Annotated in this window: 16 protein-coding genes; 8 read left to right on the top strand and 8 right to left on the bottom strand. The window is 69.8% G+C overall.

What is annotated here, in order from left to right; genetic code table 11:
* Positions 1-83: 83 nt before the first annotated feature.
* The 3 genes from trkA to UYS_RS0209035 all read left to right on the top strand — a co-directional run bounded on the left by trkA (position 84) and on the right by UYS_RS0209035 (position 4,369).
* Positions 84-1,457 (top strand): Trk system potassium transporter TrkA, encoded by a 1,374-nt coding sequence (gene trkA, locus UYS_RS0209025; protein ID WP_016855184.1) that lies wholly within the window; start codon positions 84-86, stop codon positions 1,455-1,457.
* 106 nt (positions 1,458-1,563) lie between these two features.
* Positions 1,564-3,042: a TrkH family potassium uptake protein gene (locus UYS_RS0209030; RefSeq protein WP_237738444.1), complete on the top strand. Its 1,479-nt coding sequence runs from the start codon at positions 1,564-1,566 to the stop codon at positions 3,040-3,042.
* Positions 3,043-3,130: 88 nt separating this feature from the next.
* Positions 3,131-4,369: a TraB/GumN family protein gene (locus UYS_RS0209035; RefSeq protein ID WP_016855186.1), complete on the top strand. Its 1,239-nt coding sequence runs from the start codon at positions 3,131-3,133 to the stop codon at positions 4,367-4,369.
* Positions 4,370-4,502: 133 nt separating this feature from the next.
* Here the strand turns inward: UYS_RS0209035 and UYS_RS0209040 are convergent, their stop codons facing one another.
* On the bottom strand, positions 4,503-5,450 hold the full coding sequence (locus UYS_RS0209040) for a bile acid:sodium symporter family protein (RefSeq protein ID WP_016855187.1): 948 nt from the start codon (positions 5,448-5,450) through the stop codon (positions 4,503-4,505).
* 216 nt (positions 5,451-5,666) lie between these two features.
* Here UYS_RS0209040 and UYS_RS0209045 point away from each other — a divergent pair, with 216 nt between their 5' ends.
* Entirely contained in the window at positions 5,667-6,137 is a 471-nt protein-coding gene (locus UYS_RS0209045; RefSeq protein ID WP_016855188.1) for a MarR family winged helix-turn-helix transcriptional regulator, read from the top strand.
* Positions 6,138-6,140: 3 nt separating this feature from the next.
* On the opposite strand, the gene UYS_RS0209050 is transcribed toward UYS_RS0209045, so the two are convergent.
* Together UYS_RS0209050 and UYS_RS0209055 are read right to left on the bottom strand one after the other, a co-directional pair.
* Complete coding sequence (locus tag UYS_RS0209050) at positions 6,141-6,899, bottom strand: tRNA-uridine aminocarboxypropyltransferase (protein WP_016855189.1); 759 nt, start codon at positions 6,897-6,899, stop codon at positions 6,141-6,143.
* Positions 6,900-6,984: 85 nt separating this feature from the next.
* Entirely contained in the window at positions 6,985-7,710 is a 726-nt protein-coding gene (locus UYS_RS0209055) for an SIR2 family NAD-dependent protein deacylase (protein WP_016855190.1), read from the bottom strand.
* A 130-nt stretch (positions 7,711-7,840) separates the two neighbouring features.
* Between UYS_RS0209055 and UYS_RS0209060 the strand changes: the two genes are divergently transcribed.
* Genes UYS_RS0209060 through UYS_RS0209070 form a run of 3 tightly spaced genes read left to right on the top strand, consistent with a single transcriptional unit; the run spans position 7,841 to position 9,671 of the window.
* Complete coding sequence (locus UYS_RS0209060; protein ID WP_016855191.1) at positions 7,841-8,605, top strand: pseudouridine synthase; 765 nt, start codon at positions 7,841-7,843, stop codon at positions 8,603-8,605.
* Positions 8,602-9,426, top strand: coding sequence for a tRNA cyclic N6-threonylcarbamoyladenosine(37) synthase TcdA (tcdA, locus tag UYS_RS0209065; protein ID WP_016855192.1), 825 nt, complete (start codon positions 8,602-8,604; stop codon positions 9,424-9,426). Before UYS_RS0209060 ends, tcdA begins: the two co-directional genes overlap by 4 nt.
* Before the next feature lie 17 nt (positions 9,427-9,443).
* Positions 9,444-9,671 carry a DUF1653 domain-containing protein gene (locus UYS_RS0209070; RefSeq protein WP_016855193.1) on the top strand — a complete coding sequence of 76 codons (228 nt, stop codon included), beginning with the start codon at positions 9,444-9,446 and terminating at the stop codon, positions 9,669-9,671.
* A gap of 82 nt (positions 9,672-9,753) precedes the next feature.
* Here the strand turns inward: UYS_RS0209070 and bfr are convergent, their stop codons facing one another.
* From bfr to lptF, 5 genes are all read right to left on the bottom strand, one after another.
* Positions 9,754-10,230: a bacterioferritin gene (gene bfr, locus UYS_RS0209075; RefSeq protein WP_016855194.1), complete on the bottom strand. Its 477-nt coding sequence runs from the start codon at positions 10,228-10,230 to the stop codon at positions 9,754-9,756.
* A 152-nt stretch (positions 10,231-10,382) separates the two neighbouring features.
* Positions 10,383-10,589 carry a (2Fe-2S)-binding protein gene (locus UYS_RS0209080; RefSeq protein WP_016855195.1) on the bottom strand — a complete coding sequence of 69 codons (207 nt, stop codon included), beginning with the start codon at positions 10,587-10,589 and terminating at the stop codon, positions 10,383-10,385.
* Between the two features lie 100 nt (positions 10,590-10,689).
* Complete coding sequence (locus UYS_RS0209085) at positions 10,690-11,163, bottom strand: RDD family protein (RefSeq protein WP_016855196.1); 474 nt, start codon at positions 11,161-11,163, stop codon at positions 10,690-10,692.
* 12 nt (positions 11,164-11,175) lie between these two features.
* Positions 11,176-12,240 carry an LPS export ABC transporter permease LptG gene (gene lptG, locus UYS_RS0209090; protein ID WP_016855197.1) on the bottom strand — a complete coding sequence of 355 codons (1,065 nt, stop codon included), beginning with the start codon at positions 12,238-12,240 and terminating at the stop codon, positions 11,176-11,178.
* A complete protein-coding gene (gene lptF / locus UYS_RS0209095) occupies positions 12,237-13,319 on the bottom strand; it encodes an LPS export ABC transporter permease LptF (protein ID WP_016855198.1) in 1,083 nt (360 codons plus the stop codon). Before lptF ends, lptG begins: the two co-directional genes overlap by 4 nt.
* A gap of 184 nt (positions 13,320-13,503) precedes the next feature.
* On the opposite strand from lptF, the gene UYS_RS0209100 reads away from it, so the two are divergent.
* Positions 13,504-15,027, top strand: coding sequence for a leucyl aminopeptidase (locus UYS_RS0209100; RefSeq protein ID WP_016855199.1), 1,524 nt, complete (start codon positions 13,504-13,506; stop codon positions 15,025-15,027).
* The last annotated feature ends 77 nt before the right edge of the window (positions 15,028-15,104 follow it).

Here is a 15,104-nt window from a genome sequence, read left to right on the forward strand (position 1 = left end):
CTCACGGCTGGTTTAGGCTTGCCGCCCACCCAGAGACGGCGCTCGCGCGGCGCCGTCCGTCTTGCTGCGGACTGTGACACGCGATGAAGATCATTATCCTCGGCGCCGGCCAGGTCGGCGGAACCCTGGCCGAACACCTGGCGCACGAAGAGAACGAGATCACGGTGGTGGACACCGATGCCAAGAAGCTCCGCGAGCTTCATACCCGGCTCGACATCCGCACCGTGACCGGCGCCGGCTCCTACCCGATGGTGCTGCGCCAGGCGGGCTGCGAGGACGCCGACATGCTGATCGCGGTGACCAACTCCGACGAGGTGAACATGATCGCCTGTCAGGTCGCCTACACGCTGTTCCGCACGCCGACCAAGATCGCCCGCGTCCGCGCCACCGCCTACCTGACCCGCAAGGGGCTGTTCGCCCACGAGGCGGTGCCCATCGACGTGCTGATCAGCCCCGAGCAGGTGGTCACCGACCATATCCGCCGGCTGATCGAGCACCCCGGCGCGCTGCAGGTGCTGGAATTCGCCGGCGGCCAGGTCCAGCTGGTGGCGGTGAAGGCCTTCTACGGCGGCCCGCTGGTCGGCCAGGAGCTCGGCTTCCTGCGCCGCCACATGCCCAGCGTGGACACCCGGGTGGCGGCCATCTATCGCCGCAACCGGCCGATCATCCCCCGCGGCGACACCGTCATCGAGGCCGACGACGAGGTGTTCTTCATCGCCGACCGCCGCGACATCCGCGCGGTGATGAGCGAGCTCCGGCGCCTCGAGCGCGACTTCCGCCGGGTGATCATCGCCGGTGGCGGCAACATCGGCGAGCGCCTCGCCGAACACCTCGAGCACAGCCATCAGGTCAAGATCGTCGAGCACAGCATCGAGCGCTGCACCCAGCTCTCCGAGCGTCTCGACCGCACCGTGGTGCTGCACGGCAGCGCCACCAGCAAGCGCCTGCTGGAGGAAGAGAACATCGAGGACTGCGACATCTTCTGCGCGCTGACCAACGACGACGAGGTCAACATCATGTCGTCGATGCTGGCCAAGCGCATGGGCGCCAAGAAGGTCCTCACCCTGATCAACAACGCCGCCTACGTCGACCTGGTCCAGGGCGGCGAGATCGACATCGCCATCTCGCCGCAGCAGGCCACCATCGGCAGCCTGCTGACCCACGTGCGCCGCGGCGACATCGTCAACGTGCATTCGCTGCGCCGCGGCGCCGCCGAGGCCATCGAGGCCATCGCCCACGGCGACCAGCAGTCGTCCAAGGTGGTCGGCCGCGCCATCGGCGAGATCGACCTGCCGCGGGGCACCACCATCGGTGCCGTGGTGCGCGGCAAGGAAGTGCTGATCGCCCACGACGACGTGGTCATCCAGTCCGGCGACCACCTGATCCTGTTCGTCATCGACAAGCGCCGCATCCGCGACGTGGAGCGGCTCTTCCAGGTCGGCCTGACCTTCTTCTGAGCCGCCGCCAGCCAGCACGCGAGGGAATCCGCATGACACACCAGCCATCGTTCGATGACGCCGTTCGCCGCCCGATCGCCCGCGCCGCGGAGGCGCACTCGTGAGCCTGCTGGCGAGGCGGACGGCCATCCAGCGGGTGCGCCACTGGGCGCCGGTGTTCAAGGTACTGGCCCTGCTGTGGCTGGTGCTGGCGGCCTTCATGCTGGTGCCCTGGCTGGTGCTGCTGGTGGAGGGCGACGTGGACGCCATGGCGTTCGGCCTGTCGATCCTGATCATGATCGGCTCTTCGGCGGCGATACTGCTCTCGACCCTGCGGGTGGAGGTCAGCTTCAAGCCCTGGCAGATGTTCGTGCTGACCTCGCTGAGCTGGGTCTCGATCAGCGGCTTCGCCAGCCTGCCGCTGGTGCTGGGCGCCACCCAGCTGTCGTTCTCCAACGCGGTGTTCGAGTCGGTCTCGGGGATCACCACCACCGGCTCCACCATCCTCAGCAACATCGACGACCTCTCCGACGGCCTCAAGCTGTGGCGCGGCCTGATGCAGTGGCTGGGCGGGGTCGGCATCATCGTGATGGGCATCGCCATCCTGCCGTTCCTCAAGGTCGGCGGCATGCGGCTGTTCCACACCGAGTCATCGGACTGGTCCGACAAGGTGATGCCCCGCACCGGCGGCATCGCCAAGGCCACGCTGGTGATCTACTGCGGCATGACCCTGACCGCGGTCGCGAGCTACTGGCTGGGCGGCATGGCGCCGCTGGACGCCATCGTCCACGCCATGACCTCGGTGGCCACCGGCGGCTTCGCCAACTCGGACGCCTCCTTCGGCGCCTACGCCGATCGGCCGCACCTGATGTGGATGGGCAGCCTGTTCATGCTCGGCGGCGCGCTGCCCTTCGTGATCTACATCCGGGTGCTGCGCGGCGCCCGCATGGCGCTGTGGCACGACCAGCAGGTGCGCGGCCTGCTGGGCCTGCTGGCGATGGTCATCCTGATGCTCACCGCCTGGCGCATCTGGCAGGGCCGTGACGCCTTCGAGGCCCTCACCCAGGTGACCTTCAACGTCGTCTCGGTGGTCACCACCACCGGCTATGCCGCCGACGACTACGCGGCCTGGGGCAGCCTGTCCGCCGTGGCCTTCTTCTATCTCAGCTTCATCGGCGGCTGCAGCGGTTCCACCAGCGGCGGCATGAAGGTGTTCCGCTTCCAGGTCGCGTCCATCCTGCTGCGCAACCAGCTGCGCTTCCTGGTGCACGCCAACGGCGTCTTCTCCGCCCGCTACAACGGTCACCCGCTGACCGACGACGTGACCCGCGGCGTCATCGCCTTCTCGTTCTTCTTCTTCCTGACCATCGCCGGGCTGGCGCTGGGGCTGTCGCTGCTGGGCCTGGACCTGGTCACCGCCCTGTCCGGCGCGGTCACCGCGGTCGCCAACGTCGGCCCCGGGCTCGGCGAGATCATCGGCCCGGCCGGCAACTTCGGCCCTCTGCCCGACGCCGCCAAGTGGCTGTTGTGCATCGGCATGCTGATGGGCCGCCTGGAGATCCTCACGGTGCTGGTGCTGTTCACGCCGATGTTCTGGCGCAAGTAGCAAAGCCGGTGCAAGCGCCCGTGGCGGGTTTGGCCCGCCGGCGGGCTTCGTGGATAATCGAGCCTTCACCCTTCAGACTCGAGCGTCCATGACCGACTCCCAGGACACCGCGACCGTCGATCGCGAGCAGGCCGCCGGCGGCGGTCCGCGCCGCACTCTCCAGGTGGGCGAGACCCGCTATACCCTGCTGGGCACCGCCCACGTCTCCGCCGAGAGCGCCACCGAGGTGCGCGCGCTGATCGACTCCGGCGAGTTCGACGCCGTGGCCATCGAGCTGTGCGACTCGCGTCATCAGAACCTGGCCAATCCCGATGCCCTGGGCGAGCAGGACCTGTTCCAGATCTTCCGCCAGGGCAAGGCCGGCATGGTCGCCGCCAGCCTGGCGCTGGGCGCCTTTCAGCAGCGCGTCGCCGAGCAGTCCGGCATCGAGCCCGGCGCCGAGATGCGGGCCGCCCTGGAGGCCAGCCGCGAGCGCCGGCTGCCGCTGCTGCTGATCGACCGCGACGTCGGCGTGACCCTCAAGCGCATCTACCACAACGTGCCCTGGTGGCAGCGCTTCTCGCTGTTCTCGGGGCTGCTCGGCGGCGTGCTGTCGCGACAGGACGTCTCCGCGGCCGACATCGAGCGGCTCAAGGAAGGCGACGTGCTGGAGTCCACCTTCAGCGAGTTCGCCAGCGAGTCCGAGACCCTCTACACGCCGCTGATCAGCGAGCGCGACCGCTACATGACGCTGCGCCTGGCCGAGCAGTGCCCGCCGGGGCGCTATCGCCACGTGCTGGTGGTGATCGGCGCCGGCCACCTCAAGGGCATGGCCGAGCACCTCGAGCAGCCGCTGCCCGAGGCGCCGACGCCGGAGCGCGAGACGCTCGAGGCCACGCCGCCGCCCTCCAAGGCGTGGAAGGCGCTGCCCTGGATCATCACCGCCCTGGTGCTGACCGGCTTCGCCATCGGCTTCTCGCGCAACACCGAGCTCGGCTGGCAGCTGGTGGCCGAGTGGTTTTTGATCAACGGCGTGCTCTCGGGCGCCGCCACCCTGGTGGCGCTGGCCCACCCGCTGACGGTGATCGCCACCGTGTTCGCCGCCCCGCTGACCTCGCTCAACCCCACCATCGGTGCCGGCTTCGTGGCCGCCGGGGTCGAGCTGGCCATGCGCAAGCCCAAGGTGCGCGACTTCGCCACCCTGCGCCACGACGTCACCGAGGTGAAGGGCTGGTGGCGCAACCGGGTCTCGCGCACCCTGCTGGTGTTCCTAACCGCGACCCTGGGTTCCGCCGCCGGGACCTGGATCGCCGGCTTCCGCATCGCCGGCGCCCTCTTCGGCGGCTGACGCCGCTGCCACGCCGGCAACGACGAGGGCCCCGGACATCGCTGTCCGGGGCCCTTTTGCTGCCCTGTCGCTGTGGCCGACGAGGTGCAGCCGGCGAGGTGCGGCCGGCGAGGCGCGGCCGGCGAGGCGCGACTCAGCGCGACGCCAGTGCCGACGCCGCCTCCTCCTCGGCCGGGCGACGCTTCCAGGCGCCCGCCAGCAGCGAGCCGGAGACGTTGTGCCACACCGAGAACAGCGCACCCGGCAGCGCCGCGGTGGCGCTGAAGAACTGGTTGGCCAGGGCCACGGCGAGCCCGGAGTTCTGCAGCCCCACCTCGAAGGCGATGGTGCGCGCGGTGCGCTCGTCGAAGCGCAGCGCCCGGGCCAGGCCGTAGCCGCCGGCCAGGCCGATGGCGTTATGAGCGATCACCGCCAGCGCCACCACCGGCCCCAGGGTCGCCAGGCGCCCGGCGTTGAGCGCCACCACGATGGCGATGATCACCACGATGGCCAGCATCGCCAGGCTCGCCAGCGCCGGCTCGACCCGGGCGATGCGCTCGCCCAGCCAGTGATTGACGATCACCCCGATCAGGATCGGTGCCACCACAAGCTGGGCGATGCTGGTCAGCATGCCCGCCACCGGCACGTCGACGCTCTCGCCGACCAGCAGCAGGGTCAGCAGCGGCGTGGCCACCACCGAGAGCAGGGTCGAGACCATGGTCATCGACACCGACAGCGCCACCCGGCCGCCGGCCAGCCAGGTCATGACGTTGGAGGAGGTGCCGCCGGCGGTAGCGCCGACCAGCACCATGCCGATGGTCAGGGCATCGGAGAGCCCCAGCAGCCGCGAGATCGCCAGCGCCGCCAGCGGCATGATCAGGAACTGCAGCACCACGCCCACGGCGATCGGCGCCGGCGACTTCACCACCCGGGCGAAGTCGGCCTTGGACAGCGTCAGGCCCATGGCGAACATGATGACCACCAGCAGCGTCTTGATGCTGCCGGCCAGGCCGGTGAAGAGCTGCGGCTGGAAGGCGGCCACCACGGCCAGCAGCACCGCCCAGACGGGAAAGAGACGATTGAAGCGCTCGAAGAAGTGCATGACGTGTCCTTGCATGGGGAGTTAGTTATTGGCGATCCATGGTGATGGGATCGCGCGGCCCCGTCGGCGTCTCGGGCGCCGTCGACCGCGGCCCTATGGTCGTCGGTCGCCGGGCCGTGGGCAATGGCCACCTTCGGATGACGGCAAAAGCGTGGCCGCGGGTGGGGAAAGCGTGATACGTTCGGGATCAATAATTAGCAACGAAACATTGACGCCATGACTGCACCCAACGCCCGAGAGCGCTTCGGCATCCGGCTCTCCACCGTCTCGCGCCGCTGGCGGCGCGCCCTCGATCATCACATGGCCATGGCCGGCCACGGCGACACCAGCTGGGCGCCGCTGGTCCATCTCGGGGCCGGCGGCGACGGCCTCAGCCAGAAGGCGCTGGCCAAGCGCGTCGGCATGGAGGGCTCCAGCCTGGTGCGCCACCTGGACCGCCTCGAGGCCAAGGGCCAGGTCCAGCGCGTGAGCGACGAGCAGGACCGCCGCACCAAGCGGGTATTCCTGACCCCGGCGGGGCGCGAGGCCGTGGCCACCCTGCAGCAGGAGCTGCTCGACGTCGAGCGGGAACTGCTCAGCGACCTCAGCGACGACCAGCTCGAGGCGCTGCTGGCGGCCATCGACCTGATCGACCAGCGCCTGCAGCGGGAGCCCGGCGCCCTGGAAGAGCCTCCCGCCTCCACCTGATCCCTACGCCTCGCCTTCCCGGGCCGCCCGCAGCCGCCGCATGGCCGGCGTCGGCGTCTCGATCTTGCCGTGGCGCCGGCTGGCGGCGTAGCTGTCGTTGAACACGTCGAAGTAGTCGTCGAGCCGCTCGGCGGCCTCCCCGTCACCGGCCTGGCGTAGCAGCTCCGCGGCCACCTCGGCGGTGCACAGGTGCGCCTCGGAGGCCGGCTTGCGCAGCCGGTAGCGGGTCAGCCGCTCGGTGGCGAGCGGCAGCACCGGCAGCTCGGCCAGGTAGGGGCTCTTGCGGAAGATGCGCCGCGCCTGGCGCCAGGTGCCGTCGAGGATCACGAACACCGGAATCCGCCCCTCCTCCTGCCGCGCCGCCACGCGCTCCATGCCGACCACCCGGTGGGCGTAATCCGCCTGATCGTCGGGGAAGATCACGAAGGGCGCGTAGCGCTCGTCCTCGAGCATCGCCAGCAGCCGTTCGTCCGGCTCGGTGCGATACCAGGTGAAGACCTCGGTGGTCGGCAGGACGTCGCGGATCAACCGCCCGGTGTTGGTGGGCTTGTAGTGCTCCAGCGGATGGGTGATCAGCCACACCCGGGTGCGGCTGTCCGCCGTCACCTTGTAGGGGCACAGGCAGTTCAGCGCCGGCAGATTGCAGGTCTCGCAGCGGCGCACGAAGCTGCCGCGGGCCTTGAACTCGCGCCGCGGCGGCCGCGAATGTCCGGTGGCGGGGTCCACGTCGGCGTGGTCGGGGCGTTGGGGGTCGTCCTGCATGAGTCGTCGGGCCGGAGGTGAGGTAAGGAAGCAGCAATAGGGCCGGCATTCTATCACGCCCTGGCCCGCCCCTCTGAGGCGAGCCTCAGGCCTCCGGCATCGCGAGCCGCCCCGACTCGCGCCAGTGGCGCACCAGCGCCGGCACGCCCTCGCCGGCGGGCCGGGCGATCTTCGTCACCCCGCGCGGCGCCAGGACCTCGGCCTCGGGGTCGACCAGCGCGCAGGGCGCGCCGAACGGCGCCTCGTCGAGCAGCATCGCGGCCGGCATCACCGCCAGCGAGGTGCCCACCACCAGCAGCAGGTCGGCCTCGGCGACGATGTCGCAGGCCACGGGATAGGCCGGCACGGCCTCGCCGAACCACACCACGTCGGGACGCAGCTGGCCGCCCTTGTCGCACACATCGCCCAGGCGGATGCCGCCCCGGGGCAGCGGATAGCGCAGCGCCGGGTCGACGCTGGAGCGCGCCATCAGGATCTCGCCGTGCAGGTGCAGCACGTGGCGCGAGCCGGCCCGCTCGTGAAGGTCGTCGATGTTCTGGGTGACGACGCTGACCCGAAAACCGTCCGCCTCGAGCTCGGCCAGGGCGAGGTGGGCGGCATTGGGGCGCGCCCGCCGCACCCGCTCGCGGCGCGCGTCGTAGAAGCGCAGCACCCGCGCCGGGTCCCGGGCCCAGCCCTCCGGCGTGGCCACCGCCTCGACCGGCTCGTCGGCCCACAGGCCGTCGGCGGCGCGGAAGGTCTGGATGCCGCTCTCGGCGCTGATGCCGGCGCCGGTCAGCACCACCAGATGGGGGCGGGAGTCGTCGCTCATGGTCGTCTCGCGAGTCGGGGAACTCGCCTCAGCTTGCCATATTTCGCCGCGCCGGAGCAGAGCACGACGGATGACATCCGCCCGCCGCGCGGCGACAATGGGCGCCCTCGCCGCATCCCCGAGCCGCCCGATGACCGAACCGCTGCCCATCCTCCATCACGACGAGCACCTGGTCGCCGTGCACAAGCCGGCCGGGCTGCTGGTGCATCGCAGCGCCCTGGCCCGGGGCGAGCGCCATTTCCTGCTGCAGACCCTGCGCGACCAGCTGGGCCAGCGGGTCTATCCGGTGCACCGCCTGGACCGCCCCACCTCGGGGCTGATGGTGTTCGCGCTGTCGCCCGAGGTCGCCCGCCGCCTGAGCGAGGACTTCGAGCAGCATCGCGTGGCCAAGCGCTACCTGGCCGTGGTGCGCGGCACTGGCCCGGAGGCCGAGCGCCTGGAGTACGCCCTGCGCGAGGAGGACGGCCGCCGCCCCAAGGCCGAGATGCCGGCCATGGAGGCCGTCACCGAGGTGCGGCGCCTGGACAGCGTCGAGCTGCCGGTGCGGGTCGATCGCTACCCCACCAGCCGCTACTCGCTGATGGAGGCGCGCCCGCTGACCGGGCGGCGCCATCAGATCCGTCGCCACCTGTCCCAGCGCGGCTACCCGATCATCGGCGACGCCAAGCACGGCAAGGGCGTGCACAACCGCTTCTTCGCCGACCGACTCGACTGCCCGCGGCTGCTGCTGGCCGCCGTGGGCCTGAGCCTCGACCACCCGGTGGACGGCCGGCGCCTGGACCTGGGCTGCGCCCTGGATGCGCCCATGACCGCGCTGTTCCGGCGCTTCGGCTGGGCGGGCCACCTGCCCACCAACCGCCGCGCCCCTTCCGCCGAGCCATGTGAACTGCCATGAACGATTTCCCGAGCCCCGCCTCCCTCGAGACCGACGACCACGAGCTTCGCTTCGGCGGCATCCGCCGCCTCTACGGCGCCCGCGCCCTGGAGCGCTTCCGCCACGCCCACGTGGCGGTGATCGGCGTCGGCGGCGTCGGCAGCTGGGCCGTGGAGGCCCTGGCCCGCTCCGGCATCGGCAAGCTGACGCTGATCGACCTCGACGACGTCTGCGTGTCCAACGTCAACCGGCAGCTGCACGCCCTGGACGGCACCGTCGGCCGGCCCAAGGTCGAGGTGCTGGCCGAGCGCTGCCGGGCCATCCAGCCCGGCATCGAGGTGGTGGCGGACACCGCCTTCGTGACCCCGACCAACCTGGCCGAGCGGCTGCCCGAGGACCTGGACCACGTGATCGACGCCATCGACAGCGTGGTGGCCAAGGCGGCGCTGATCGCCTGGTGCAAGCGCCGCAAGCTGCCGATCACCGTGACCGGCGCGGCGGGCGGCCAGACCGACCCGACCCGCATCCGGGTGGCCGACCTGACGCGCACCGAGCACGACCCGCTACTGGCCAAGGTACGCTCGCGGCTGCGGCGCGACCACGGCTTCTCGCGCAACCCGAAGCGACGCTTCTCGGTGGAGTGCGTCTACTCCGACGAGCAGCTCGTCTATCCCGGCGCCGACGGCGAGGTCTGCCACGCCAAGCCCGCCGCCGGCGAGGCCACCCGCCTCGACTGCGCCTCGGGCTTCGGCGCGGCGACCTTCGTCACCGGCAGTTTCGGCTTCGTGGCCGCCTCGCGCACCCTGGCGCGGCTGGCCCGCGACGCCGCCTCATCCCGCTGAATTCCCTGGAGAGACTCATGGACGTTTCGCATCCCGTGCCCGGCATCTACCGCCACTACAAGGGTCCGCTCTACGAGGTGATCGGCGTGGCCCGTCACAGCGAGACCGAGGAGACGCTGGTGACCTACCGCGCGCTCTACGGCGAGTACGGCCTGTGGGTGCGCCCGCTGGGCATGTTCATGGAGACGGTCGAGGTGGACGGGGAAGTGACGCCGCGCTTCGCGCTGGAGAAGGCCTTCTCCTGAGCCCGGCCAGGCTCACGCCGAACGCAAGAAGGCGCCCCGTGGGGCGCCTTCTTTGCGTTCGCTCGATGAACGGAGCGAGAGATTATTCCGCGTCGTGCATCTGCTTCTGCAGGTAGTTCTCGATGCCGACCTTGTCGATCAGCGAGAGCTCGGTCTCGAGCTTGTCGATGTGCTCTTCCTCGTCGGCGAGGATGTCGCGCAGCAGATCGCGGGTGACGTAGTCCTGCACCGACTCGCAGTAGGCGATCGCCTCGATGTAGTCCTTGCGGCCCTGGTGCTCGAGCTTGAGGTCGCACTCGAGCATTTCCCTGGTGTCCTCGCCGATCAGCAGCTTGCCGTAGTCCTGCAGATTGGGCACGCCCTCGAGGAACAGGATCCGCTCGATCAGCTTGTCGGCGTGCTTCATCTCCTCGATGGATTCTTCGTACTCGAACTTGCCGAGCGCCGCCAGTCCCCAGTCCTGGTACATCTTGGCGTGCAGGTAGTACTGGTTGATCGCCACCAGCTCATTGCCGAGCGCGGTATTGAGGTATTCGAGAACCTTCTTGTCGCCTTTCATGACACCACCTCATTGCTGTCGTCGGGGTCGTCCTTCAGCTTGGCACGCGCGTCATCGCACCGCCACAGGTGACGGACAGTCTAGGTGATATCGGGAAAAACTCAAATAAATCAGAACGTTGAAAACGCCAAGAGAAACGATAGCGATTGCCATCAAACGGCGTAGGCGAGCCCTTCGGTGGCCATGCTCATCGCTTCCTTGATCGTCTCGCGGGTGATGGCCTTGCCCATGCAGGCGCACTTGCCGCACTGGGTGCCGCAACCCGTCTCGCGCTGGACCTCGCGCCAGCTGCGCGCGCCCTCTTCCACACTGCGGCGGATCGCCTTGTCACTCACACCCTTGCACAGACATACGTACATACATCACCTCGCGTCGATCATGACTCGAATGTAAATGATTCGCATGGGCTATCGCAAGCATAGAGGATGACGATTCTCACCCGAGTCGTCTCAGGTGACGTCAGCGCCGCCCCGGGAGCACCACCAGCCGGGTGCCGGACGCCAGGTCCGACCAGCTGCGCCGTTCGCCGTCGAACAGCACCCAGAGGTGGCCGAGCCCCAGCGGCAGCCAGCCGAGCGCGCCGACCAGGCAGCGCACCAGGCTCTGGCGGCGGCCGATGGCGTGGCCGTCGAGGGTCTGCACCCGCAGCCGCCAGGCCTGCATGCCCAGCGTCATGCCGCCGCGGGTCCAGAAGTAGGTGAAGAAGGCCAGCGCGGCGATCGCCAGCAGGACGCGCAGCGACCACACCTGGCCGGCGCCGAGCCCGATCCGTTCCGGGGGAATGCCCCACAGCAGGCGGCTGACCGCCACGTGGGCGGCACCGATCACGATCCACAGCGCCAACACCAGCAGCGCATCGTAGAGCATGGCGCCGAGCCGCCGGCCGAGGCCGGCGGGCCAGACATCGTCGAGGCGATCGAAGCGGCGCGACATGGGGCCTCCGGATCAGCCGGTGCGGCGCAGCAGGTAGAGGCCCAGGCCGGCGCAGAGCAGCGTCGGCACCAGCACGGCCCAGGCCGGGGAGAAGCCGAACAGCGTGGAGGCCGGGCCCAGCAGGTCCTGCAGGTACTTGAACACCAGCCCGGTGACCACGCCGTAGAACACCCGGGTGCCGGCGGCCACGGTGCGCAGCGGGCCGAACACGAACGACGCCGCCACCAGCACCAGCGAGGCCATGGTCAGCGGCATCAGCATCTTCTGCCAGAAGTAGATCAGCGGCTGGGTGGCGTCCTGCCCCTGCGACTGCAGATCACGGGCGTAGGCCCACAGCTCGCTGGGCGCCTGGGTCTCCACGTCGCGCAGCAGGCGGTCGAGGGACTGGGGCGTCAGGTCGGTCTCCCAGGCCCGGGTCGCCTGGTGGGAGGTCTCGGTGCGGCCGTCGACGAAGCGGGTCTCGTCGACGTCCTGGAGCTCCCAGCCGTCGCCCTGCCACACCGCCCGGCGGGCGCTGAGCGCCTCGCGCAGCCGCTGGCCCTCGAAGCGGTAGCGGGTCAGGTCCAGCACCACCTCGTCGGCGCGGATCGCCCCGAAGCGGTAGAAGTCGTCGCCCTCGCGCTGCCAGCCGCCGCTCTCGGTCAGCACCGCGCCCTCGCCCTGCATCTGCTCGAGGCGCCAGGCGCTGGCGAACTGCTCGGTCCTGGGGCTGACGAACTCGGCGACGAACAGCACCACCGCGATCACCAGGATGATCGGCTTCATCACCCCCCACAGGATACGCACCAGCGAACGCCCGGACGCGCGCATCACGGTGAGCTCGTTGCTCGAGGCCATGCCGCCGAGCCCGATCAGTGCACCGATCAGCACCCCCACCGGGGCGTACTGATAGAAGCGCCAGGGCAGCCGGAAGACCAGGTAGAAGAGCACCTGCAGGGCGCCGTAGTCGCCCTCCACGTCGCCCAGGTCGTTGATGTAGGTGATCACCAAGTCGAGGCCCAGCAGCACCACCTGCACCACCAGGATCGCGCCGAGGATCTGGCGGGCGATGTAACGATCGAGACGGTCGGCGATCATCCGCTCACTCCCTTGCGTTGCGCCTGCAGCGTCATCACCAGGCCGATGGCCAGGAAGGCGCCGTGGATCGGCCACATGCCGAGCCAGGCCGGCCAGCCGCCGCGACCGATGGCATCCAGCGACGCCAGCAGCAGGCTCAGGTAGGCCACGTAGAGGAAGATCGCCGGCAGCAGCTTGGCGAAGCGCCCCTGGCGCGGATTGACCCGCGACAGCGGCATCGCCATCAGGGTCAGGATGAAGACCATCAGCGGCAGCCCCAGGCGCCACTGCAGCTGGGCCGCGGCGGGCAGCGAGTCGGCGGCGAACAGCGCCGGGGTGGAGGCGAACTCGGGCTCGTCGAGGTCGAGGCTTTGCTCGTCCCGAGACAGCCGCACCGCGTAGGTGCCGAACTCCAGCCGCTCGGCCTGGGCCCGGCCGGGATCGACGCTGTAGCGCTCGCCGTCGGTCAGCACCAGATAGCGGCTGCCGGTGTCCTCGTCGACGGCCTGGTAGCCGCCGGTGGCGCGGGTCACCACGGTGCCGGGGGTTCCGTCGGAGCGGCGCTGGCGCTCGCTGATGAAGACCTCGTCCATGCGGCTCTCGTCATCGGTCAGCGCCTCGGTATAGGCGGTGCGGCCGTCGCCGAAGTCCTGGAAACGCCCCGGATTCAGCACCGAGAAGTCCAGCTGGCTGCGCTGCTTCTCGAGCATCACCTCGTTGTGCAGCGCGCCGGCCGGGCTCAGCCACAGGCTGCACAGCCCCACCATCACCGCCACCACGGTGGCCGGTATCAGGCTCACCTGCAGCAGCTTGTTGGGACTGGTGCCGCAGGCCACCAGCACGGTGATCTCGCTGTTCAGGTAGAGCTGACCATAGGCCAGCAGGATGCCGAGAAAGAAGGCCAGCGGCAGGATCAGTTCGAGGAAGCCCGGCAGGTGGAACAGCATCAGGGTGCCGAGGATGTTCAGCGGGATCTCGCCGTCCGCCGCGTTGGCGAAGTAGCGGATGAAGCGGCTGCCCATGATCACCAGCAGCAGCACCCCGGCCACGGCGGCCATGGTCTGCAGGATCTCGCGGGTCAGATAGCGGAATATGATCAAGGTTGTCTCCCGGTCCGGGGCCGTCCGGCCCGGCCCTCTTCCATGCAATGAGACGCGGGCCCGGGGGAGTGTCGGGCGCCACAGATCGGTGTGAAGTCCGGCAGGCTCCTGGGGTACACTGGGACGACTCGGCAATATGCCGGCATTATCCAGAATCCCCCACCGCTTGTCTTGTGGAGACACCATGGAATTCCCAGTTCAGACGGCCAATCCCGCCAAGGTCGAGACGGCCTGCCTCGTGGTACCGGTGTTCAAGGATGGCGACCTGCTGCCCGCCGCCGCCAAGCTCGACGATGCCAGCGAGCGGCTGATCGGCCAGCTGATCGAGCGCGACGACTTCGACGCCAAGCTGGGCAACGTGCAGATGGTTCCCTTCGCCCCCGGGCTGAACGCCGACCGCCTGCTGCTGGTCGGCCTGGGAAGCCGTGACAAGTGCCAGGAAGGCGCCTTCCGCAAGGCCGTGGACGCGGCCTTCACCGCCCTGGCGACGCTGCCCGCCGACGACGCCGCGGTGACCTTCACCGACGTGCCGGTCCCCGACCGCGACAGCGGCTGGAAGGCGCGCACGGTCGCCGAGGCCGCCCACCGCGCGGTCTATCGCTTCACCGAATTCAAGTCCGAGCCCGGCCCGGCGCCGAAGCTCGAGCGCGTGTCCCTGCTGGTCAGCGAGGGCGACGACGCCGAGGCGGCCCGCGAGGGCGCCCGGGTCGGCGACGGCATCGGCCAGGGCATCAACGCCGCCCGCACCCTGGGCAACCTGCCCGGCAACGTCTGCACGCCGCGCTACCTGGCCGAACGCGCCGAGCAGCTGGCCGCCGGCTCCGGCGGCGCGCTGAGCGCCGAGATCCTCGACGAGGAAACGCTGGAGGCGCTGGGCGCCCACTCGCTGCTCTCCGTGGGCCACGGCAGCGACGAGCCCTCGCGCCTGATCGTGATGAAGTACCAGGGCGCCGAGGACCCCGACGAGGCGCCCCACGTGCTGGTCGGCAAGGGCATCACCTTCGACTCCGGCGGCATCTCGCTGAAGCCCGGCGCCGGCATGGACGAGATGAAGTTCGACATGTGCGGCGCCGCCAGCGTGTTCGGCGCCGTCACCTCGGTGCTCGCCGTGCGGCCGAAGATCAACCTGGTGGCCATCGTCGCCAGCGCCGAGAACATGCCCAGCGGCCGCGCCACCAAGCCCGGCGACATCATCAAGACCCTCAAGGGCCTGTCGGTGGAAGTGCTCAACACCGACGCCGAGGGCCGCCTGGTGCTGTGCGACGCCCTGACCTACGCCGAGCGTTTCGAGCCGGCCAGCGTGGTCGACATCGCCACCCTCACCGGCGCCGCCATCATCGCCCTGGGCCACCACGCCACCGGCCTGATGGCCAACGACGACGACCTGGCGCTGGACCTGCTCGACGCCGGCGAGACCTCGTGGGACCGCGCCTGGCACCTGCCGCTGTGGGACGAGTACCAGGAGCAGCTGGACTCCAACTTCGCCGACCTGGCCAACATCGGCGGCCGCCCGGCGGGCACCATCACCGCCGGCTGCTTCCTCTCGCGCTTCGCCGACAAGTTCCCCTGGGCACACCTGGACATCGCCGGCACCGCCTGGAACTCCGGCGCGCAGAAGGGCGCCACCGGCCGCCCGGTCAGCCTGTTGACCCAGTATCTGCTGGACCGCGAGGCCGAGGGCCAGGTCGAAGCCGACGGCGAGGCCTGAGCGCCGCCGCCACGCCCGGGCTTGTCTTTTGGGCGTGGCGATCTTTTCATGTGAATGTCGACATTCCTTGACCGGGC

The organism is Halomonas smyrnensis AAD6 (assembly GCF_000265245.1).
In the GTDB taxonomy this organism is placed as follows: Bacteria; Pseudomonadota; Gammaproteobacteria; order Pseudomonadales; family Halomonadaceae; genus Halomonas; species Halomonas smyrnensis.